We start from the raw sequence: 21,789 nt of genomic DNA, 5'->3' as shown, positions 1-21,789 counted from the left end.
TAAATGGTGATGTAATTTCAGTTGTAGTAATCTTCATTCATACTGTATATCTATTTCCGTTCAGTAATTACAAGGATTTATCATGATTCAACTCCGGAAACTAGGAACGTTGCTATCTTGCTTACTCGGATTTATAACCATAGCCCTACCTTCTGCTGCTGCCATAACCACTTTCGATACCCAACAGCCAGAAAGACCTAAAATAGGTGTTGTGCTGGCGGGTGGAGGTGCTAAAGGTGCTGCTCATATCGGTGTGTTAAAAAAGCTTGAAGAAATGAAGATCCCTGTAGATTACATTACGGGAACCAGCATGGGCGCCTATGTTGGCGGCCTTTATGCAACAGGTATGAGCGCTGATGAAATAGAGGTGTTATTTGAAACTGTCGACTGGCAAGAAGGATATGTAGACAAAATAAGCCGAAGCGAAAGACAAGTAAGAACGAAGGAGTATGAAGATTATTTTAATCTAAATCCTGACATCGGCATAGGACCCGAAGGGCTGCGTTCTCCTGTTGGCGTAGTTCAAGGTCAGACAATGATGAGTATTGTTCGAATGACCAGTGGCAATATTCCACAAATGAAGTCATTCGATGATTTTCCAATTCCTTATCGCGCTATTGCTACCGATATCGAAAATTTCGAAGAGATCGTTTTAGAAGACGGATGGTTGGCAGATGCCATGATGGCCAGTATGTCTGTACCTGGTGCACTTCCACCTTATGAACTTGACGGAATGCTGTTAATTGATGGCGGTGTGACCAATAACATGCCGGTTAATGTCGCTCAGACGATGGGCGCAGATATTATTATTGCCGTCGACATCAGTAGTAACTATCTGGAAAAAGATCAGATATCAAATGTTCTCGATGTAGCCTCTCAACTGTCAAATTATCTGGTTCGTAGGACGACAGAAGAACAAAAAGAGCTACTGGATGAAGATAAAGATATACTACTGATTCCTCACGTAGGTGATATTGGAACCACCGATTTTCATAAAATGCCTCAAGCCCTTCAGTGGGGCTACAACGCTGCTACGAGCATTGAAACCTCACTTTCTCGTTATTCACTCTCTTCTGCAGATTATCAACGATACATAGATGAGAAACAGAAGAAAAAAGTCCTCCATAGTGACGAAATGGTCGTTAATAAACTCGTCCTGAACAATAATTCGCATTACCGCGATGATATGTTGCTCGACTATCTTGGAATAGATCCAAGAGTTTTAGATGGAGAGACTAAATTCAGCGTTACACCTTCTTCAGAACATATAGAAGAGAGAGTCAAAAGACTCTATGCCTTAGACAGATTTGAGAATATCTATTATAAATTCGAAACCGGATCTGACGAAAATGGAGAAGAGGAAAACACGTTATACATCAATGTTGACGAAAAAAGTTGGGGACCAAACTACCTCAATTTCCGTTTTATTGTAGAAGAAGACTTTGACTCTGACAGTAATGTCGCACTAGGTGTATCTACCAACTTTACAGGCCTAAACGATTATGGTGGTGAGCTTAAAGCCAACGTAGAACTTGGTACTGAACGCAGAGCTTCACTAAACTATTCATCACCCTTTTATTTGAGCCAGAAGTGGTTTAATTCTTTAGGCGTCTCTTATATTAAAGAGGATAGATATACTCAGGAAAATTACCTCGATGGAGAAGTTGACTTAGGTATGCACGAAAGCTCTAACAAGAGTGATATCGAAGAAGTCGAGTTTGAAGGCGCGATAGGTATACAACCTACTTTATGGCAAGAAGCAAGGGTCGGCCTTCGTTACATCAGCGGTAGCTTAACACCTTCCATTGGAAGCATAGACTACAAACGGAAAGGCGTTTTTGGGAGATATCGGATTGACACACTCGATGACTACTCTATGCCACGCCATGGTGTGCTACTAAATGTTGAATACTTCGCATCCGATGATTCGCTCGCGGGATCTGCGTCCTTTGATGCGATCGACTATGATTTTACTGACGAGGTCGTCCATGAATTTGATGTTAGTCTGCGAGGGGCTGAATCCTTCGGGCCTACTACATTGGTTGGCAACGTTGAGTTTGGTACTGTCGAGAGCAAATCATCAGAGAATGCCCCTATTCAGCCTAAGGAACTAGGTGGATTCCTGCGGTTATCGGGAATACCTCGCGATAGTTTGATAGGGCAAAACCTGTTCTTTAGTAGTTTGATGGTTCGACATCGACTATTTGACGACGTCGGTGGCTTGCCTGTGTATGTTGGCGCGTCTCTAGAATATGGTGGGGTCTGGAATGATGTAGATACATCGATTAGTGACGCCCCACTCTATCATGCTGGCTCTTTGTTTACCGGTGTAGACTCTTCGATAGGTCCGGTCGTACTCGCAGTTGGTGCGACGGAACAGGGATACCGTTCCGTCTACTTTATCATCGGTAAAACATTCTAATAACTTATAAAAAAGACTCTTATGCGCCGATTAAACGGCGCATAGGGGTACAACATTATCAACTCGCTCAGAAAATAGCTTTTCGATTAGAGGTTTTGCCGGCAGTGGCGGTGTTTTAAAATACCCCTGGCCAATTTTACAGCCAAACATCATCAGATCTCTTTGTTGCTGGATGTTTTCTACACCTTCAGCGACCACATCTAATCCAAGTTCGTTCCCTATTTGTACAATGTGCTTAAGTAAAACTTTAGATGCATGGTTGTCCTGATAATCTGAAACAAAGCTTCGGTCTATCTTTAACGTATGAAAATCAAAATCTTTCAGGTAAGAGAGAGATGAAAACCCAGTACCAAAATCATCCAGCGCAATGCGAATACCCAACTGAGACAACTCTTTGAAAATCGTTTGTGCAAACTGATCATTTTCAACCAGTACGCTTTCGGTTATTTCAATTTCCAACCTCTCTGCAGGGATTTCCGATTCAATAATTACACGCTTAAGTTGCTCATAAAATTCATGGTTTTTAATACTTTTTGCCGAGATATTAATGCACATTAATCCAATATCAACACCTTGTTTCAGCCATACTGAGTTTTGCTCAATCGCTTTTTTGGCAACTAAAAGATCCATCTTTCGAATAAGACCAGATGATTCGGCTACTGGTATAAACGAATCTGGATAAATCATTCCTTTTATTGGATGCTTCCAACGCACTAACGCTTCTACACCCGAGATTTCGCCTGTGGCTAAATGCCACTTAGGTAAGTAATGAAGTTCAAACTCATCTTTTGTAATTGCTTCGTTTAAATCCCTTTCTGTTTCCAATTGCGACATAGAAATACGGTTAAGCTCTTCGGAATAAAACTGAAAGTTATTTTTCCCCAGCGCTTTGGCGTGATACATAGCATTATCTGCGTATCGAATAAGAGCATCCCGATCTGCACTATCTTCGGGATTAATAGAAACACCAATACTCGCAGAAATAGTGACGCTCACATCGCCAATCTTAAATGGTTGTTGAAGCGATTTAATAAGATTGTTTGCAATTTTATTGGCGGTGTTCATCGCTTTTGAAACGTCATTTAAGTGCTCTAAGACAACAATAAACTCATCACCACTAATACGCGCCGCAGTATCGGAAACTCTGATACAGTGATTGATTCTTTTCGCCACATTCTGGAGTAACTTATCCCCTACCTCATGACCGTACTGGTCGTTGACCGATTTAAAATGGTCCAGGTCAATAAACAGTACCGAAAACGCCATATCAAGCCTATCGGCGTTAAGTATTGTTTTACCAAGGCGGTCAATAAACAGTACCCGGTTAGGTAAATTGGTAAGCGAGTCGTAGTGCGCTTGTGTATGTAACTGCCTGTTCTTCGCTTCGATAGACTCATTGGCGTGCGAAAGCGAACGAAACAAGCCTTCACGATGTTTTTCAATTCGATAAAGTGTAGAGTTAAGATATACCGCAATAATTATTGAGATAAGGATGAGCGTAAGACTAATAATTTGGTAGCTTGATATCCCGGTTTCCAAATGGTTTTTTACCGCTCTTTGAACGTCATCTGCTTTTCGGATAAACTCCATAAACATTTTGTCCGAGCGAATGTCAATATCAGAACCGGGACTTGAGATCGATTTAAATCGGTATCGAAGTTCTGCTTTTTCATGAAAATCGGCCAGTGTTTCCCGCATCGATTTTAAGATCGCTCTTAACTCCGGATCTTTTAAGGGTTTATAGCTCCCCTTAATACTTTCCCCACCTTCAAGCAACGCGAGTGCATACCAATCCGCAATTTCAAGGTAATACCATACTTCCTGAATAGACTGTGTTGTGTCTCCGGAAAGGACTTCTTCAAACCAGAGATGCGCGAGAGTGCCGTTTACTTTAATTTCTTCAGACGCTTCAATAAGAGGGGCTTTTTCAACAAGAAGTCGGTTGCCTTGAACAAAAAGTAATACAGTGAGGGTAATTGCCATTCCGGCAAGGGCAAATGTCAATAAAAACAGGCGTTTTGCCGTCATAGTGAAAACTCCAAAGATACTACAGTCACCAACTAGCCTATATAATTATTCTGGTATTTATTAAGCCGCCGATTATTACTGACCGATATGAAAACAATATTACAATGCAGTGAATTTTGTAGCTCTCCCATTGTCACCCATTCAGATAATCCCTATATTAATTTCGCTTTAAAGTTCTTACAGTAATTCTAAATAATGTAATAAAGGTTGATATGAAGCGCTCGATAGCCATTACTAACATAATTACGTTAACCAGCCTGATAGGTTTATCAGCAACACTTTCTGTTGTTCCAAATAACGTACTAGCACGTGATCTTATAAAAATTGATGGCTCTAGCACCGTATTTCCTATTACTCGCACTGTTTCAGACAACTTTACTCGTCTAGAAAAAGGGAAAACCCAAATAGCCGTTGGAATTACCGGCACAGGAGGCGGCTTTAAAAAGTTTTGTCGAGGTGATACGGATATATCAAACGCATCACGCCCGATAAAAGAGCAAGAAAAGAAGCTATGCTCTGAAAACGGCATTGATTTTATTGAGCTGCCTGTTGCACTTGATGCACTCACCGTTGTCATAAATAAAGATAATAGCTAGGCTGAGTCTTTGACGGTAGCAGAGCTAAGCAAAGCGAGGCATCCCGTGTCTGAAGGTAAGGTTACTTCATGGAAACAGCTGAACTCCGACTTTCCGGACAAACCGCTGGTGCTATATGGCCCGGGCACCGACTCTGGAACCTACGATTATTTTGTAAATGCTGTTGTAGGGCAGAAATACGCCCGTAGAGACTACAACCCTAATGAAGATGATAATGTCATCGTCGAAGGTGTGGCTAAAGACATTAATGCGATGGCGTTTTTTGGCCTGGCGTATTACGAGGAAAACCAGGACAAGTTGAAGGCGGTTTCGGTTTCATGGAAAGGCAGCACCCCTGTCGCACCAAATATCTACAATGCTCGTACAGGACTTTATCAACCACTATCCAGACCAATATTCATCTATGTAAACCGAAAGGCTGTCGACAGAAGAAAATTTGTAGAACGTTTTGTTCAATACTATTTGGACAAAAAACGAACACCAGATATTGTTCGTGACGCTGGTTATGTCCCTTTACCTCCGAATGCGTATGAAATCGCACTCGATAACTTTAATAAGAGGAAAACTGGCTCTCTGTTCAATGGTTCCGAGGTGGGCGTGAGTATCGAGGAGCTGCTAAAACGTTAGTTTTGTGCTCAATTTGACTTAATCGCAGTTCTAGCAAATAATCGCTTTGTTTTATAAGGAGACCAGTATGGGCAAGAATAAACGCCGCAAACCTCCTGTAATAAACAACGTTTCGCTCAATCAAGAAAACGAGAGTAGCGTTGATACAGGCAGAGGCACCATTAACGATAACGCGCTAAAAGCGCTGGTTACAAGTAAACTGTTTACATCAAAGATCGAAAAAGCCAAAAAAGGCAAAGGTAGCTTCCAAAGGAAAGCAAAGCATAGAGGCAAAGAGCCCTATTCAAAAGCAGCTTAACGTTGGGTTTGAATAGGGCTTTTTAATTTAACTCAGAATTTTTTAGAGCATTAATACTAATTACATCCTCCTGATCACATTTTGTTTACATTAATACCCGCCATACCTCAAAGCTTCTACACTTAATACCGCAAGGAAGTAACTAAAAACATTATAAATTGAGGTGTACATGTATATTGTAGAGATTTTGCTCGTAGAAGCTCCCCATAAACCAGGTTACATGGCAAAGGTGCTTGGGGTTATTGGCGCATTTGGTGCCACAGTCGAAGGGTTAAATGCCGTTCAGAGGTTAGACAAAGAAACCGTGTGGGAAGTCACCCTTGAATACGACGATTCTCTGAATATTCACGAGCTATTTGATCAAATTAATCAATTACCTGATACATCGATCATCGGTAAATCTGATCGTGTTTTCAACCGTCACAAGCAAGGTAAGATAAAAACAATTTCTTCAGTAAGCATCGATTCTCTTGAGATACTTCGTGACGTGTATACTCCTGGTGTTGCCAGAGTATGCGAAGCGATCCAACAGAAACCTGATAAAATAAAGGACTTCACAAATCTACAGAATACAGTAGCCATTGTTACAAACGGCACTGCGATACTTGGATTAGGCGATATTGGCCCCGAAGCAGGTTTGCCAGTAATGGAAGGCAAAGCGGCTATTCTATCTGAAATGGTTGGCCTTTCTGGTGTGCCCATCCTTTTAAAAGAAAAAGACCCTCTAAAAATCATTGAGGTAGTAGAAGCGATCTCCCCTTCTTTTGGTGCGATTTTGCTTGAAGATATTAAAGCGCCAGAGTGTTTTACTATCGAAGATGAACTCATTGATCGTGTAGGTAAACCAGTTTTTCATGACGATCAACACGGCACTGCAATGGTTGTTCTCGCCGCCCTGCTCTCTGCAACCAAACAAGCAAACGTGGATTTAAAAGAGACGACATTTGGCCAAATTGGTTTGGGTGCCGCTGGAATGGGTATTTGCAGCCTATTGCTTGAGTATGGAGTAAAAGAAGTCGTTGGTTGTGATCTGGACGAAGATGCACAGAAAAAATTGCGCGGTATGGGCGGTAACCCAATGAGTCTAAACGATGTTATGTCTACCGCAGACGTTGTAGTTGCGACTACCGGTGTGAAAGGTTTGATAAAACCGGAAATGGTTCGAGAAGGTCAGATCATTATGGCGTTAAGTAACCCCGATCCTGAAATTGAACCTAGTCTGGCTATTGAACACGGCGCGTCATTCGCGACTTGCGGTAAGGTAGTTAACAATATGCTCGCGTTCCCGGGGTTATTTAAAGGCACCCTCGCTGCCGATGTGTCCCATATTTCCCATCAAATGAAGATAGCGGTATCAGAAACACTATCCGCCCTTGCCCCAAACGACGACTTGGTTCCTGCTGCTCTGGATAAAGATATGCACAATAAAGTCGCTGATGCGGTATACAGAGCTGCGATCAAACAGAAAAACGAATATCTTTAATAAAATACCAATTGAATGGCTGGGCTACAGGTTACATACAGGTTACAGCCATTCAATTGATTGCAATTAGAGCACTTTGGGCAAAATACGTTCAAACAGTTGAGTTTATTCGAAATTATCTACTTTTAGGGGTTCCATTTTAAAATCCCTGTGGCATTATAAATTCCAACAACGAGATGCGTGCATCGTATAATGGCTATTACCTCAGCCTTCCAAGCTGATGATGCGGGTTCGATTCCCGCTGCACGCTCCAAGTTTCCTTTCTTGTTTTAAAACTCCCAACGTATTGAAATTAAACGCTTTACGGCGTGTTTTTGTGTATCTGCTACTTTCAAAACACCTATTCCAAAGATGCTAAAATGGACACTGTGGCCAAATGGTGGCTATAACGGTGTCCATGCTTGATTTTAGTGTCTTTCAAATTCCGAACTGCCAAAATTCAAAATTCATCAGCCCAATATAAGTTCTACTAATCCAAACTCTCACTCTTGTGTTCAAAGAGGTCTCCAACGCTAACTTGTAGATACTCACACAAGCTATCTATTACTTCCAGATCAACTCGGGTTGCTGTTTCATTATATAGCCGGGTAATTGTGCCTCGGTTGATGTCTGTATCCCTCGCTACATCAGAAATTTTCAGCCGCTTTTCACCCATTATTTTGGATAAATGGCACTTCAACATGTTCTTCTCCTACATAAAATGTGCTCCTGCAGGTTAAAAATGGTTGCAATAGGTGATTATTGTGATACATTTTGTTCCACAGGAGGTCATTTAGACCGATTAAAAAGCAAATAGTGTTATAGGAGATTCTACGATGAACCATACCTATCTGACAACTTCAGAACTCTCTGAACGTATCAAGTATGACTCTCGTGTTATTCGTGAGCAATTAAAGGACTCAGTCCTATTCGAAGGAATCCATTACATCCGCCCGTTTGGTGGAAGAAAGATTTTATTCATATGGGAACGAGTTGAAGAAGAAATGCTAAATGGTATTTCCTCACAATCCCTGTTAACCGGACTATAGGAATGAACTATGGGTGTAATTAACGTTAGAAACAACAAACTGGTGCTGCAATTTCGTTATAAAGGCCAACGCTGTCGCGAACAAACTCAATTGCTTGATACAGCTGCAAATCGCAAACGGCTTACAAATCTACTGAAGAGAATTGAAGCGGAGATCATCATTGATACGTTCGATTATGAAAAGTACTTCCCTAACAGTAAAGCTGTTACTCGTTTTAAAGATCTAGAGACAAAAAAACAAACCGCCCAACAGTACTTTGATTCTGTTGATTCACCTAAGGTAAAGGATTTTTCTGAAATATGGCTATCTGAGAAGAAAATCGAATGGCGTAAAGGCCATTATCAAGATGTGGAAGGCATTCTGAACAAGTACATCATTCCGATGTTCGGTAATAAGAAGATCAGCGCCATCACTAAACAGCAAATCTTAAGCTTTCGATCTACACTCGCCAAAGTCCCAGGTCGAAAAGGTAAAGAGTTAAGCCCTTCACGCATCAATCATATCATGACACCACTAAGAGTTATGTTGAATGAAGCCGCTGATCGATATGATTTTACTTCGCCGTGGAAGAATATCAAAGCATTAAAAGTAGGTCGTACAGAAGTTGACCCATTTAACTTACAAGAAGTTGAACAGGTTATTGCCCATGCACCGGACAAGTACAAACCGTACTACATAACTCGATTCTTCACTGGTCTTAGAACTGGTGAGATCGACGGACTAATGTGGAAAGACGTTAATCTGGACAACAAAACAATTACGGTTAACCAAAGCCTTGTTCGCGGTGAGCTTTCAGATGTTAAAACTGAAGGTTCATACCGTGTTGTGATGCTGACAGACCGAGTCACCGAAGCGCTTCGCGAGCACAAAAAGACGGCTTATCTTAAAGATAAATACGTCTTTACTAACGATAAGCGACTCCCTTTAAACTATCAAACTTTGTCTAAGTCCATTTGGTACCCTACCCTTCGTAGAGCTAAGTTGAGGCCACGTAATCCGTACCAAACACGGCATACCTATGCAACATTACTGCTTGCGTCCGGAGAGGCTCCTGAATGGATTGCTAATCAAATGGGGCACACTACAACCACTATGTTATTCCGGGTTTACTCACGTTACGTGCCTAACTTGACCAGACGCGACGGTAGTGCTTTCGAACATTTTCTACAAAAAGGAGGGGAAGCATGAAATATTCACCTTTAGCGGTTCATTGCACTAGTCTCTGCTTTGATGTAATTCAGAAGTCGTCATTCAAATCGATGACCCGCACTGATATCGAAGGCTTTCGCAGTGACATCTATTTACTCATTCGAGAAAGAACTTCGTTACTTCCAACCAGACACAAACGCGAACACCTGTTTTTATGTCACGTCACTGATGGCGTTATCCGCGTATTACAGCAGTGCTTAAATAACCCAGAGGCGAGAGATTCCGTTTGGATACTAGCAGCCCTAGAGTCACGAATTAATATCTCTATAAAAACTATCCTACATTAACCACCCGGCTGTGCGCACAGCTACAATTCCATATGTGCGCACACTTACCTACAACTTATTAATATTTGTCTACGCCCATGAAAAAAATAGTCGTAGTATTAAACAGCAATACCAACCGCCAATCAGCGAAAAAGAACATTCGCTTTGAACACGAGCTACTGGTAGAAATTGAAGAAGTTAAACCAGCTGATATGAGCTTTTCTGAATGGGTGAAAAATGCTTGCCGAGAGAAAGTAGCGAACACTAATAACGCTACTACCCTGTGCGTACATTCTCTCGGGGAAGAGAGCATAGGTGTGCGCACAAACGTTGATTCTTCGGTGCGCACAGAAACCCAGAAGCTTGAAGAAACCGCGGCCTACCTTGCAATACAATGGCACTCTCAAGGAATGTTCCACCAGCAGATTGCTGATAGGTTGAATCAGATGGAAAAATATACTCCGGACGGAAAGCCATGGACGCGTTTGTTGGTTCGACAAATAGTTAAACAAAGAGAATGATTGTGCAGCGCACAGGTCTTTCTGACTCGCTTTCGCCGGAAAGCAATTTATCGGTCCTATTTTTATTGCTCTTACCTTCAGCCCATAAATCATTGTTTAAGTGTTACTTTAATGTGTCTTGTAATGTTAAAAGGGGCATACAATGGTTGGTCGACGGAACAAAGGATTGCGGGTAGGACAGAAAAAACGTAAAGACTAGAAGAAATCTGGCGGATACCGTTCTGCCAAGAGTTAGAGGAGCATTTAAAAGATTTAGTACTCTTCAATCTTGCGTAGACAGCAAATTACGCTCATGTATTTACACAGCCTTAAGGATCGAGACGTTGACCGGAGTGACCTTACACTATCAGGGGCGACTATCCGGCTACTAAAGACAAAGAGGCATGTTTAGTTTGAAATTACACCGAAAACTCAACAACCAAATTCACAGTTGAACTTTCCAATAAGCTACTAGCGGAAAACTACCTTTTTCTAAGTTTTTGAAAAGCAGATCAACATATCTCATACCATAGCTACTTAACTCTTATGGGCAGGTGGTCGGGGAATTGGACTAGATATCAACCAGTACGGTGCGCTTTCATTGTGCCGACACAAGGCTTTATTGATTTATACCAAAACCAAGAAATTAAGAGCCATTCAGCTACTGGTAGGACAAGTAAAGTTAGAAAGTACTGTCAAGCATTTGGGTGTTGAAATAGAGGATGCATTGACGTTTTCAGAGAACTGTGACGACTAGTATCACTCTAATACATATCATTATACAGTGGTTTCCAGAAAACTGATTCAATAGCCAAATGACTTAAAACGTTTATTATCGAGCCCTGACAGGCTCTTCTTTCCAGTGACATAAAATAAACTCAGGTACCAAGTCCACTGGCACAATGAACCTAGCTGTCGAAGGCAGTTCAGGTCGGTCGGCTGGAGACCAGGTTCTCGTTTTTAAACTGGTTTGTGAGTTGGTGAGTAAGGGTTTAACATCTACTCCATTGCGCAAGGCCATGATAGCGAGCACCGTAACCGGCATACAAATTAAGTTATCCGTATTTAATGCCCACCGTTGATAACGAGCTTCATGGCAATGCCCTTCAAGCATCTCTGTCACGCCGATTGCCATTTCGCCCACATCTTTTGCGCACAATGCTGTAACAGCTTTGATAAAACCGGGTTTTATGAATTTTTCACTTTTCTTTTCTTCAAGCTTTTTTAATGCTGGTATCAATGGGAGGACGCGCTCAATCTTGCCCGGATAAAGATGGGCCATCGCCACATGATAAACCGACTCGGTAAACATACGAACTTGTTGCACACCTTGAGCCACAATGATGTTGGCCGATTCAGTGGCTTGCTCTTTATTGCCTGTGGTTAATGCATAGTTGAATAAAGCATATTGATTTTCAATTTCTTCTTCAACGCGAAGACTTGATGCTATTGCCAGTCGGATATCAGGTATTACACGCTCATAATATGCACCGGCTTCATCACTGCGACGAAGCAGATGAAGGAGTCTCCCGATCATAAGACATGTTCCCCCCCGACCAAGATATGAGAAGGCTTTTCTCTCTGGTATCGCCCTGTCCGGATTTATAGATTCAAGACTGGATATTGCCCATTTTAACCGCAGAGTAAACTCCTCCAGTGTGTCTTCGGGCATGACCTCCATTTAACATCCTCCTAAACGATATATTGATTGTTTCACGCAGGTGAAAGACGAGAGCCCCTTTGGTTTGAATAGTTATCTTCTCAAAAGATGTACTCTCGAGTAGCTTTTATTAAACCCCACAATGACAAAATTGCCGGAAAAGTCGGTTGACAACCTAACACCATAACCTGCAGCGTTTAATGCGTAGGCCGTACGATACAGAAAACCCCATATCTAACTCAAATAATCTGCTCTCGATAGTGTTTGGGACTTACTCCCGCTTTTCTTTTAAAGACTCTTGAAAAATAAAGCGGATCGGTATATCCCACTATGCGACCGATATGATTGACCGAATAGTTGGTCGTAACAAGAAGATGTTTAGCCCGACTTATACGTTGATCGTCTCGCCATTGAGTAATGGACATATTCATTTCTTCACGGAACAAATGCCCGAGGCGGGATGGGGAAAGGCATACATGATCTGAAACATCTTCAATTGAGAAGTCTTGGTTTAACTGCTGCGTCATATAATTTGTAGCGTCAATTATACGAGGATCGATAGGCTTACTTATAATGTCAGGCTGCGTAGTTTTGCACCGGATAAGTAATTGTTCAAGTAAGTTGATCGCCAGATCATTTTTATATGGTACGTCTGATTTAGCTGTAAATTCTATATCAATAAATAACTTTTCTATCTGACGAATACTTTCATCATCAAGACCTTTAGTAACATAAACACCGTTCCTTTCCTCATGCCAACTTAACCAGTCATTCCAATAAGCTCTTGGTCGAAAATAGACCCAGCGATGAAACCAAGATGAGCAGTCGGGTTTTCTATGGTAGTAGTGAGAAGCGGTTGGAGGAAACAATAGCAAGTCTCCCGGAGAAACATCAAACGCATGCCCACCGAAGAAAACGGTACCTTCACCTTTTGTAGTTATATTTACGATATACCCTTTCATACCATTTGGTCTATCAATTGGAATATCAAGCTCATCACCCTCAATAATTGGGGTCAATCCCGCTACCAAATGGGCGTCAAAATTATATCCGGGTTTTAGAGGGTCGTCGTTTTGCATAAAGACAGATACTTAATTGATAATTCAAGGAGAAGTTAAACTAATAATTTTATAGGCTCAAGCAGCAGACTCACACTTCTCCAACATGATCCACTGTGTACAATAAAAAGCTTCACGAAAAGCACTTTGCCCTTGTTTCGTTGAACTTAAATGAGAACGTGTTTTCTCTTCATGCTGTAACCCAGTGAGCAATGTCGTAAATTCTTCAGGTAAAATTCCTGAATGATAATTTAGGTCAACTAACTCAATACTGTGCACGATATCAAGAAGAGTAGGTATACTACTTCTCGCTAGATATTCGATACAGAGCGTCTTCTCGTCGAATCTATAGGTAATACTCACAGACAAGGATGTTTCATCCCGAATATTGCACCATTGCTCTAACCTATCCTCTCCGGAACGAAATGACCACTTTCCAGAGCTAATGTTTATTGGCAAATTGTTGTTTTTGAGGTTAAGGTTACCGCGAAAAACTAATGTATTGCTTTTAAATAGAAAAAATTCAACGGCTCTACCACCGGATATACTCAAACACCAATCACCATTCTTAAGAGAATAGTTCGAGGCTTGCTCTGTATTCTTCACTTCTTTGTTCAAAATTATACCTGTCAAGGCTCCCCTGTGGGGAGCCCCTCATAAACGTAGATCCAAGCCTAGCGATAATAGATCACGTTGTTTCTTAACTCAGTTTTAAACTGTCTAATTCTGGTATCTTCGTCAATTACGACCATTTCTATACCTGCAATATCCGCGTAATCACTAAGCATATCGACAGTAACTGCCTGACTATAAACGGTATGATGCGCACCGCCTGCGTGTATCCAGGCCGCAGCCGCAACTTCAAGACTTGGTTGAGGTGTCCATAGGGCATGGGCAACTGGTAAGTGTGGCAAAGCCTTTGGTGGCTTTACTGTATTAACAGTATTCACCAACAATCGGTAGTGACTGCCTAAATCTACTACAGAAACGTTTAGCCCGAATCCCGGCTGAGCGGAGAACATCAAACGAGGAATATCGCAATTACAACCTATGGTATGCCTATGAATTTCGATACGTGGTTTGCCCGAGGAAATGGTCGGGCATACTTCCAGCATATGTGCACCTAGAACCTGACTCTTTTCGCCAAAGTTGTAGGTATAGTCCTCCATAAAAGAAGTGCCACCTTCTTTACCCTGGCCCATCACCTTCATAATCCGGGTCATTGCTGCGGTTTTCCAGTCCCCTTCACCACCAAAACCGTAACCTTTTTCCATCAGGCGCTGAGTAGCTAGACCTGGTAGATTGGAAATGCCAGTCAAGTTTTCAAAGGTGTTACTAAATGCACGGGCATTGACAGAATCTAAAAATCGTTCCATTCCTAGTTCCAATCGCGCTTCCTGACACAGAATTTTTCGGCTATCAATATCATCGAAAAGTGAGGGAGACAAAATGTACGTAGAGGCATACTCATCCAAGAGCGCATTTACATCGTTGTCTGAAACCTGGTTCACGCTGTCAGCGAGTTCACCCAATCCGTAGGCATTCACTTCATACCCAAACTGGATTTGAGCAGAAACCTTGTTACCTTCAGTCACCGCCACCTGACGCATATTGTCACCAAAGCGAGCAACTTTTAAACTTTTGCCTTCATGAATCCCAATAGCAGCCCGGCACCAATCATCAACTTGCTCGTGAACAACCCGACTCTCCCAGTGGCCAACTACCACTTTTCGGTCAATGCCCATTCTAGTGCCAATAAAGCCAAACTCTCTGCACCCATGAGCACTTTGGTTCGTGTTCATGAAATTCATGTCGATAGCATCCCACGGCAGCGCAGCGTTAAACTGGGTATGTAAATGCAAGAAGGGCTTATTCAACAAACTCAGACCTGCAATCCACATTTTTGCCGGAGAGAAGGTATGCATCCACAAGACTAGACCAATACACTTACTATCATTGTTCGCCCGACGACAAACTTCCGATATTTCATCAGGCGTTTTCACCGTTCCCTTTTCTATCAAAGGAACGGATATAGCTGGTGATTGATTCAGACCTTCCACAATCTGACTGCTATTCAGGGCAACCGTTTTAAGAACTTCCGGACCGTACAGGCTCTGTGACCCCGTAACAAACCAGACTTCTTTGTCTCCATATGTTTTCATAGTAACCTCTTATTTTCCTACTGATTCTGATTGTCCGTAGTAAGCATTTTTGCCATGCTTTCTCAGGTAGTGCTTGTCTAGTAGAGCAGGATTGATATAGCTAACCTGAGGATTGATAGTTAGTGTTTGCAGTGCCATTCCTGCAACCACTTCCATGACTACTGAGTTATGTACTGCGTCGTCCGGAGTTTTCCCCCAGCTAAAAGGACCATGCTCTTTAACCAGGATACCCGGCTTTTCCAATGGATCACTTTCGGCAATAGCCTCAATGATCACTTTGCCAGTATTTGCTTCGTAATCTGATGCAATTTCTTCATCCGTGAGGGCTCGAGCGCACGGAATGCTTCCATAGAAATAATCTGCGTGAGTCGTACCGAGCGCCGGGATGGCACTTCCAGCTTGTGCCCACGAAGTTGCATTCTGAGAGTGAGTATGCACAACTCCACCAACATCGGGATAAGCCCTATATAGCGCAACGTGAGTCGCTGTGTCAGAGGAAGGTTTTAACGTTCCCTCAACTATCTCTCCATTGAGGTCGACAACAACCATGTTCTCAGCGCTAAGCTTTTCATAAGTCACACCACTTGGCTTTATCACCACCAAACCTGATTCCCGATCTATTCCCGAAACATTCCCCCATGTGAAAGTGACAAGGTTATGCTTTTGAAGAGCCAAATTTGCCTGCCAGACCTGATACTTTAGTATCGCAAGGCGCTTATTTAGTGATTTGTCAGAGAGTAATTTTGATTGCACGTTCATGAGATTTCTCGCTCCTGAGCTAGCTTAAACTCAGCAAGACCTTCAACTTGAAGCCCTAAATATCGATAGGCTTCTGCCCTGCTTTTTCTGAGTTTCTCGACTCCGGGTTGAGGTTTGTAGGTATGACATATAGGGCTTGCCATCACTTTCTGTGCTTCCTCGGTATTGGCGTATTGACCAGCAGCAACAGCAGCAAAGATTGCAGCGCCTAAAGCACAACTCTGCTCAGATTCTGCAACTACGATCTCCCGTCCAATCACGTCTGCGCAAGTTTGCATTACAAAAGGCGATTTTTTCGATATACCACCAATTGCTACGACTCTGTCAACTTTTACTCCCTGCTCGACGAAGCTATCGACAATGGCTTTTGCGCCATGTGCTGTTGATTCAACCAGCGCACTAAATAACTCAGGTGCATCTGTGCCCAGGTTTAACCCCCCGATAGCTCCTTGCAGACGTTGGTTAGCATAAGGTGTTCTTCGGCCGTTATGCCAGTCTACTGCAATAGCACTGTCCGCTACCGTCGAACAGCTAGCATCTGTCAACATGGGAATGATAGATTTCTCTATTTTATCAACGGGAATGGCAGCGTCAGGGTTGAGATTGTTGTACTGCTCGATTGGCCACATCAACAATCGCTTATACCAAGCATAAATATCACCAAAAGCAGACTGTCCCGCTTCTAATGCCAGTAAACCGGGGGTGGCACTTCCCTTTACCTGACCACAAATACCAAAAATAGTCTTGTCACCAACATCTTGCTCTTCGACCATAAGAATGTCGCAGGTGGAGGTACCAATGACCTTAACCAGATCATACTTCTCTGCACCAGCACCAACCGCGCCCATGTGACAGTCAAACTCTCCTATTGCAACCGCTATACCTTCTGGAAGGCCTAGTTTATCCGCCCACTCTTTAGTTAGTTTCCCTGCTTGTTGATCAGCGGTATATACTTCGGTGAACATGCGATCTCGGATGCCGTCTAGGGTTGGGGAAATAGCAGATAGAAATCTTTGCGAAGGTAAGCCACCCCAGCTTTCATGCCACATAGCTTTATGACCAGCTGCACATATCCCCCTTCTTATTTTCTCTGGGTGTTGATTACCTGACAATATCGCTGGTATCCAGTCACAAAGTTCCACCCAGCTATAGGCATTTTGGGCAACCTTAGAATCTTTCTCTGAAATCCATGCAGCTTTAGCCCAGAACCATTCAGATGAATATATTCCACCTATATATCTCGTGTAATCAAGGTGTTCATTAGAATGTGCAAGGCTATTAATCAGCTCTGCCTTTTCTACAGACGTATGATCTTTCCATAGAATGAACATAGCATTTGGGTTGTTCTCAAACTCAGGTAGCAAGGCAAGTACATTACCTTTTGCATCTATTGGCGCCGGTGTTGAACCAGTGGAATCTACACCAATTCCTACCACCGCATCAGCAATGTCTACCGAAACTTTAGAGACGGCTTCTTGAATCGCTTGTGTCATCGCCTCTAAATAGTCTCGAGGGTGATGTCGAAATTGTGATTGTGACGGGATACAGTATTTACCTTCCATCCATCTTGGGTAATAGGTGACAGCCGTTGCTAGCTCTGTCCCTGTTTCGGCATTAACTATCAGAGCTCTTACTGAATCAGAACCAAAATCTAACCCAATAGTATATGCCTGATTATTTATAGTATTGTTCATGTAAACTCCACATAAAAGTCTGCGATTACTTTTACGTTATAGCAGCCAAACTCACATCACCACCATGAACTCTCTGGCTATTTATATGGATTTTTTGGTCAGTCAATAATATTTGTGCCGTATGAGACAAACCTCTACAAAAGCGTATTTTCTTTAAAACAGTCAAATAATCAGCTGTAATACACCTCAATAAGACATTTTTTATTATTAATTCTAACAAAATGAGACCCACCTCATAGCTTGGAACGCTGAATACATGGATTATTTAGCTGCTCTTTTTTAGCGTGACACACATCACTTCATTCTCGCCAATTTGTCATTAAAACTAAATACGAACATCAACCAAACCAGTGGATGGAAAAACAAAATGATTAAACTAAAAACAACACTTGCTACGGTAGCTTTGGCAGGAACCACCCTACTAAGTACATCAGCCAGTGCCTTTTTTGGTAGTGACGACGACTCCATTAAACTTGGATATCTGGTCAAACAACCAGAAGAGCCATGGTTCCAAACAGAATGGAGTTTTGCTGAAAAGGCCGGCGAACAATTCGACTTCGAAGTGATTAAAATGGCGGTACCAGATGGTGAAAAAACTTTGAATGCGATAGACACCCTAGCCGCTAGTGGTGCCAAAGGTTTTGTTATTTGTACACCAGATCCTAAACTTGGTCCTGCCATTATGGCCAAAGCAAAAAGCTATGATCTCAAGGTTGTTACTGTTGACGACCAGTTTTTAAACGCCAAAGGTGAACCGATGACAGATGTCCCTCTCGTCATGATGGCAGCAAGCGAAATCGGCTATCGACAAGGTAGTGAGCTCTACAAGGAGATGACCAAACGAGGCTGGGATGCATCTCAAACAGGTGTGATGGCAATAACAGCAGATGAACTGGACACAGCTCGTCGCCGTGTAGAAGGCTCCATAAAGGCGCTAAATGAGAGTGGCTTCCCAAGTGACCAGATCTACAAAGTACCAACTAAGACCAATGATATCCCCGGCGCCCTTGATGCCGCCAACTCCCTGCTGGTCCAATATCCAAAAGTAAAAAACTGGTTGGTGGTAGGTATGAACGACAACACTGTACTAGGTGGTATCCGCGCGACAGAAGGCCAAGGTTTTGCAGCAGAAAACATTATCGGAATTGGTATCAATGGTGTGGATGCGGTCAATGAATTAGCTAAATCAAAAGCGACAGGTTTCTATGGTTCACTGCTTCCTAGTCCCGATGTGCATGGTTTCAAAAGTATCGAATCTCTCTATAAGTGGGTTAAAGATGACGTACAACCAAAGAAATTCGTAGAAGTTACAGACGTAGTGCTTATTACTCGGGACAACTTTAAAGAAGAGTTGGCGAAAAAAGGACTTTAAGTAGTAAAGGCAACACATTGGCGGGAGTCATCCTGCCTTTGTGTTGGCATAGTGGGAGACCAGGGTATGACAACTTCACCCTCTTATTTAGAATTTAACAATATATCTAAGCAGTTTCCGGGCGTCAAAGCACTTTCAAATATTAGCTTTCGTACTAATGCAGGAAGCGTTCACGCATTGATGGGGGAAAACGGCGCAGGTAAATCTACGCTATTAAAAACGTTAAGTGGTTTGCACCAACCCACTGAAGGAGAGCTTGTCATTGACGGGGAGCCTATTTCTTTTTCCTCAGCTGTTGATGCACTAGAGCAAGGCATTGCAATAATTTATCAAGAATTAAATCTTGTTCCTGAACTCAGCGTTGCTGAGAACATCTTCCTTGGACAACTTCCAACGAAAGGTGGAAAGGTAGATGCAGAAACCCTTAATAATAATGCACGTAAACAATTATTAAGACTAGGGGAAGACTTCGACCCATCCAGACCATTAAAAGAGTTTTCCATCGGTCAATGGCAGATGGTAGAGATAGCTAAAGCATTAAGCCGCAATGCTCAAATCATCGCGTTCGATGAACCAACAAGCAGTTTGTCACAAAGAGAAATTGAGAATCTATTTAAGGTGATTCGAGAATTGCGGGACGACGGCAAAATCATTCTTTATGTATCTCATCGTATGGAAGAGATATTTGAGCTTTGCGACGCTATCACAATATTTAAAGACGGTACTCATGTCCAAACCTTTTATGACATGTCTCAACTTACTCACGATCGATTAGTCGAACTAATGGTGGGAAGAGAGATTAACGACATTTTCAATTATCGCTCCCGCCCTCATGGAGCAAGTGGATTGGAGGTAACCAATTTACAGGGGTCCGGTTTAGCCTCCCCACTATCTTTTTCCATAAAACAAGGCGAGATTTTAGGGCTATTCGGCTTAGTTGGGGCAGGTAGAACAGAGTTAACTCGACTAATCTTCGGTGCTGAGAAGGCTATTGAAGGGACAATTAAAGTAAATGGTACAGACAAGAAAATCCGTTGCCCAGGTGATGCAATAAAGGCAGGCATTACTTTATGTCCAGAGGACAGAAAAGCCGATGGCATTGTACCGATACTATCTGTACAGGAAAACACAAACGTCAGTGCTCGTCCGTGGAATTTGAAACTAGGTAGTTTGATTGATTTCTCCTGGGAAAAAAGCCAATGCCGACGAACAAGTTAAGACCTTAAACATAAAAACTCCATCAATTGAACAGCTCATTGGCAACCTTTCTGGAGGCAATCAACAGAAAGTAATACTTGGTCGCTGGCTCTCTACCGACATGAAGGTCATTCTTCTGGATGAACCAACTCGGGGGATCGATGTGGGAGCAAAATCAGAAATCTACGAGCTGATATTCAAACTTGCAGAAAATGGCGTCACTGTTCTAGTCATATCAAGTGATCTACCTGAGGTGTTAGGTATCAGTGACCGATTACTCGTAATGAAAGACGGAGCTGTAACCGGAGAGCTTCAGCGAAACGAATTTGATGAACAAACAGCCCTGCGGCTTGCCATGCTTGGTAACGAACCAGCAGTAGCATAAATGAAAGGAATATAAATATGTCTGTAATTAGTTCAACAAAAAATGTTGGTTCGGAGAAGAAACCTTCGATGAATTTGGCTCAAGTATGGGATAAGTTCGGCATGCTTATGGTATTTGCTGTTCTGTTCCTTCTGTGCTGTTTTTTGTTCCCTACTTTGCAACCTTCATTAATATGAAAGGCTTAGGCCTGGCCATTTCTATGAGTGGGATGGTTGCCTGTGCCATGCTTTTTGTCTGGCCTGTGGGGATCTAGACTTGTCTGTTGCCTCTGTTATCGCTTGCTCAGGTGTCGTCACTGCTGTCGCCATTAATGCTACTGGTAGTGTGGTTCTCGGAATTGGAGCTGGTCTGTTATCGGGAGCTGCATTCGGCCTATTAAATGGTTTTGTTATCGCACAACTACAGATAAATGCGTTGATTACAACTTTAGCGACGATGCAGATTGCTCGTGGTCTGGGTTACATCATCTCGGATGGTAAGGCTGTAGGAATAACAGAGGAAAATTTCTTTGCGTTGGGTAACTCTTCCCTATTTGGTATCCCAACTCCGGTCTGGCTAACCATCGTTACCTTCGCTGTTTTTGGTTTTCTGCTAAATCGTACAGTCTACGGTCGAAACACTCTTGCAATAGGAGGCAATGAAGAAGCAGCACGCCTCGCAGGTGTGAACGTAATGAAAACTAAACTTATTATTTTCACAGTATCAGGTTTTATTTCTGCGCTTGCAGGTGTAATTCTGGCTGCACGCATGACTAGCGGACAGCCAATGACATCCGTGGGCTTTGAACTAGTCGTTATTTCGGCGTGTGTTTTAGGGGGAGTATCGCTAAAAGGTGGTATTGGTAAGGTATCCTATGTCATCGCTGGCGTTCTAATTTTGGGAACAGTGGAAAATGCGATGAATCTATTGAACATGTCACCATTTGCTCAATATGTGGTGCGTGGCTGCATCTTACTTGCCGCCGTTATCTTTGATAGATATAAGCAAAAGATTGGTAAAGCTTAGCTGTTAAAAACTATTTCACGAACAATTACCCCTGTCATCG

Annotated in this window: 16 protein-coding genes, 1 tRNA gene and 3 pseudogenes; 12 read left to right on the top strand and 8 right to left on the bottom strand. The window is 42.5% G+C overall.

Annotation, left to right across the window (positions count from 1 at the left end; translation table 11 throughout):
- Positions 1-82 precede the first annotated feature (82 nt).
- Positions 83-2,422 carry a patatin-like phospholipase family protein gene (locus P7F88_RS04445; protein ID WP_277822250.1) on the top strand — a complete coding sequence of 780 codons (2,340 nt, stop codon included), beginning with the start codon at positions 83-85 and terminating at the stop codon, positions 2,420-2,422.
- Between the two features lie 30 nt (positions 2,423-2,452).
- Here the strand turns inward: P7F88_RS04445 and P7F88_RS04440 are convergent, their stop codons facing one another.
- Positions 2,453-4,450 (bottom strand): putative bifunctional diguanylate cyclase/phosphodiesterase, encoded by a 1,998-nt coding sequence (locus P7F88_RS04440; RefSeq protein ID WP_277822248.1) that lies wholly within the window; start codon positions 4,448-4,450, stop codon positions 2,453-2,455.
- A gap of 212 nt (positions 4,451-4,662) precedes the next feature.
- Here P7F88_RS04440 and P7F88_RS04435 point away from each other — a divergent pair.
- From P7F88_RS04435 to P7F88_RS04420, 4 genes and pseudogenes are all read left to right on the top strand, one after another.
- Positions 4,663-5,673: pseudogene (locus P7F88_RS04435) on the top strand (PstS family phosphate ABC transporter substrate-binding protein).
- 67 nt (positions 5,674-5,740) lie between these two features.
- The gene (locus tag P7F88_RS04430; RefSeq protein ID WP_277822246.1) at positions 5,741-5,971 is read left to right on the top strand and encodes an alternative ribosome-rescue factor A; all 231 of its coding nucleotides are present in this window, start codon (positions 5,741-5,743) and stop codon (positions 5,969-5,971) included.
- Positions 5,972-6,140: 169 nt separating this feature from the next.
- Positions 6,141-7,454, top strand: a complete 1,314-nt coding sequence (locus P7F88_RS04425; protein WP_277822244.1) for a malic enzyme-like NAD(P)-binding protein — start codon at positions 6,141-6,143, stop codon at positions 7,452-7,454.
- Positions 7,455-7,632: 178 nt separating this feature from the next.
- Positions 7,633-7,707: transfer RNA gene (locus P7F88_RS04420), tRNA-Gly, on the top strand.
- Positions 7,708-7,923: 216 nt separating this feature from the next.
- Here P7F88_RS04420 and P7F88_RS04415 read toward each other — a convergent pair.
- Positions 7,924-8,136 carry a helix-turn-helix domain-containing protein gene (locus P7F88_RS04415; protein ID WP_277822242.1) on the bottom strand — a complete coding sequence of 71 codons (213 nt, stop codon included), beginning with the start codon at positions 8,134-8,136 and terminating at the stop codon, positions 7,924-7,926.
- 133 nt (positions 8,137-8,269) lie between these two features.
- On the opposite strand from P7F88_RS04415, the gene P7F88_RS04410 reads away from it, so the two are divergent.
- From P7F88_RS04410 to P7F88_RS04395, 4 genes are all read left to right on the top strand, one after another.
- Positions 8,270-8,482, top strand: coding sequence for a hypothetical protein (locus P7F88_RS04410; protein ID WP_277822240.1), 213 nt, complete (start codon positions 8,270-8,272; stop codon positions 8,480-8,482).
- 9 nt (positions 8,483-8,491) lie between these two features.
- The gene (locus P7F88_RS04405; RefSeq protein ID WP_277822238.1) at positions 8,492-9,670 is read left to right on the top strand and encodes a site-specific integrase; all 1,179 of its coding nucleotides are present in this window, start codon (positions 8,492-8,494) and stop codon (positions 9,668-9,670) included.
- Positions 9,667-9,978, top strand: a complete 312-nt coding sequence (locus P7F88_RS04400) for a hypothetical protein (protein ID WP_277822236.1) — start codon at positions 9,667-9,669, stop codon at positions 9,976-9,978. Before P7F88_RS04405 ends, P7F88_RS04400 begins: the two co-directional genes overlap by 4 nt.
- A gap of 77 nt (positions 9,979-10,055) precedes the next feature.
- Positions 10,056-10,478: a YlcI/YnfO family protein gene (locus P7F88_RS04395; protein WP_277822234.1), complete on the top strand. Its 423-nt coding sequence runs from the start codon at positions 10,056-10,058 to the stop codon at positions 10,476-10,478.
- 811 nt (positions 10,479-11,289) lie between these two features.
- On the opposite strand, the gene P7F88_RS04385 is transcribed toward P7F88_RS04395, so the two are convergent.
- The 6 genes from P7F88_RS04385 to P7F88_RS04360 all read right to left on the bottom strand — a co-directional run bounded on the left by P7F88_RS04385 (position 11,290) and on the right by P7F88_RS04360 (position 17,790).
- Positions 11,290-12,138, bottom strand: a complete 849-nt coding sequence (locus tag P7F88_RS04385) for a hypothetical protein (protein WP_277822232.1) — start codon at positions 12,136-12,138, stop codon at positions 11,290-11,292.
- 218 nt (positions 12,139-12,356) lie between these two features.
- On the bottom strand, positions 12,357-13,196 hold the full coding sequence (araC, locus tag P7F88_RS04380) for an arabinose operon transcriptional regulator AraC (protein ID WP_277822230.1): 840 nt from the start codon (positions 13,194-13,196) through the stop codon (positions 12,357-12,359).
- 57 nt (positions 13,197-13,253) lie between these two features.
- The gene (locus P7F88_RS04375) at positions 13,254-13,793 is read right to left on the bottom strand and encodes a hypothetical protein (RefSeq protein ID WP_277822228.1); all 540 of its coding nucleotides are present in this window, start codon (positions 13,791-13,793) and stop codon (positions 13,254-13,256) included.
- 56 nt (positions 13,794-13,849) lie between these two features.
- A complete protein-coding gene (gene araA / locus P7F88_RS04370; protein ID WP_277822226.1) occupies positions 13,850-15,337 on the bottom strand; it encodes an L-arabinose isomerase in 1,488 nt (495 codons plus the stop codon).
- Positions 15,338-15,346: 9 nt separating this feature from the next.
- Positions 15,347-16,096, bottom strand: a complete 750-nt coding sequence (locus P7F88_RS04365; RefSeq protein WP_277822224.1) for an L-ribulose-5-phosphate 4-epimerase — start codon at positions 16,094-16,096, stop codon at positions 15,347-15,349.
- A complete protein-coding gene (locus tag P7F88_RS04360) occupies positions 16,093-17,790 on the bottom strand; it encodes a ribulokinase (RefSeq protein ID WP_277822222.1) in 1,698 nt (565 codons plus the stop codon). Before P7F88_RS04360 ends, P7F88_RS04365 begins: the two co-directional genes overlap by 4 nt.
- 370 nt (positions 17,791-18,160) lie before the next feature.
- Between P7F88_RS04360 and P7F88_RS04355 the strand changes: the two genes are divergently transcribed.
- From P7F88_RS04355 to araH, 3 genes and pseudogenes are all read left to right on the top strand, one after another.
- Positions 18,161-19,162 (top strand): arabinose ABC transporter substrate-binding protein, encoded by a 1,002-nt coding sequence (locus tag P7F88_RS04355; RefSeq protein WP_338405555.1) that lies wholly within the window; start codon positions 18,161-18,163, stop codon positions 19,160-19,162.
- Between the two features lie 66 nt (positions 19,163-19,228).
- A pseudogene (gene araG / locus P7F88_RS04350) lies at positions 19,229-20,744 on the top strand (L-arabinose ABC transporter ATP-binding protein AraG).
- Positions 20,745-20,761: 17 nt separating this feature from the next.
- Positions 20,762-21,749, top strand: a pseudogene (gene araH / locus P7F88_RS04340) (L-arabinose ABC transporter permease AraH).
- The last annotated feature ends 40 nt before the right edge of the window (positions 21,750-21,789 follow it).

This window comes from Vibrio hannami (assembly GCF_029589055.1).
Lineage (GTDB): Bacteria > Pseudomonadota > Gammaproteobacteria > Enterobacterales > Vibrionaceae > Vibrio > Vibrio hannami.
The sequence above is the reverse complement of the archived record's forward strand: the minus strand, read 5'-3'. Positions and strand labels throughout refer to the sequence as shown.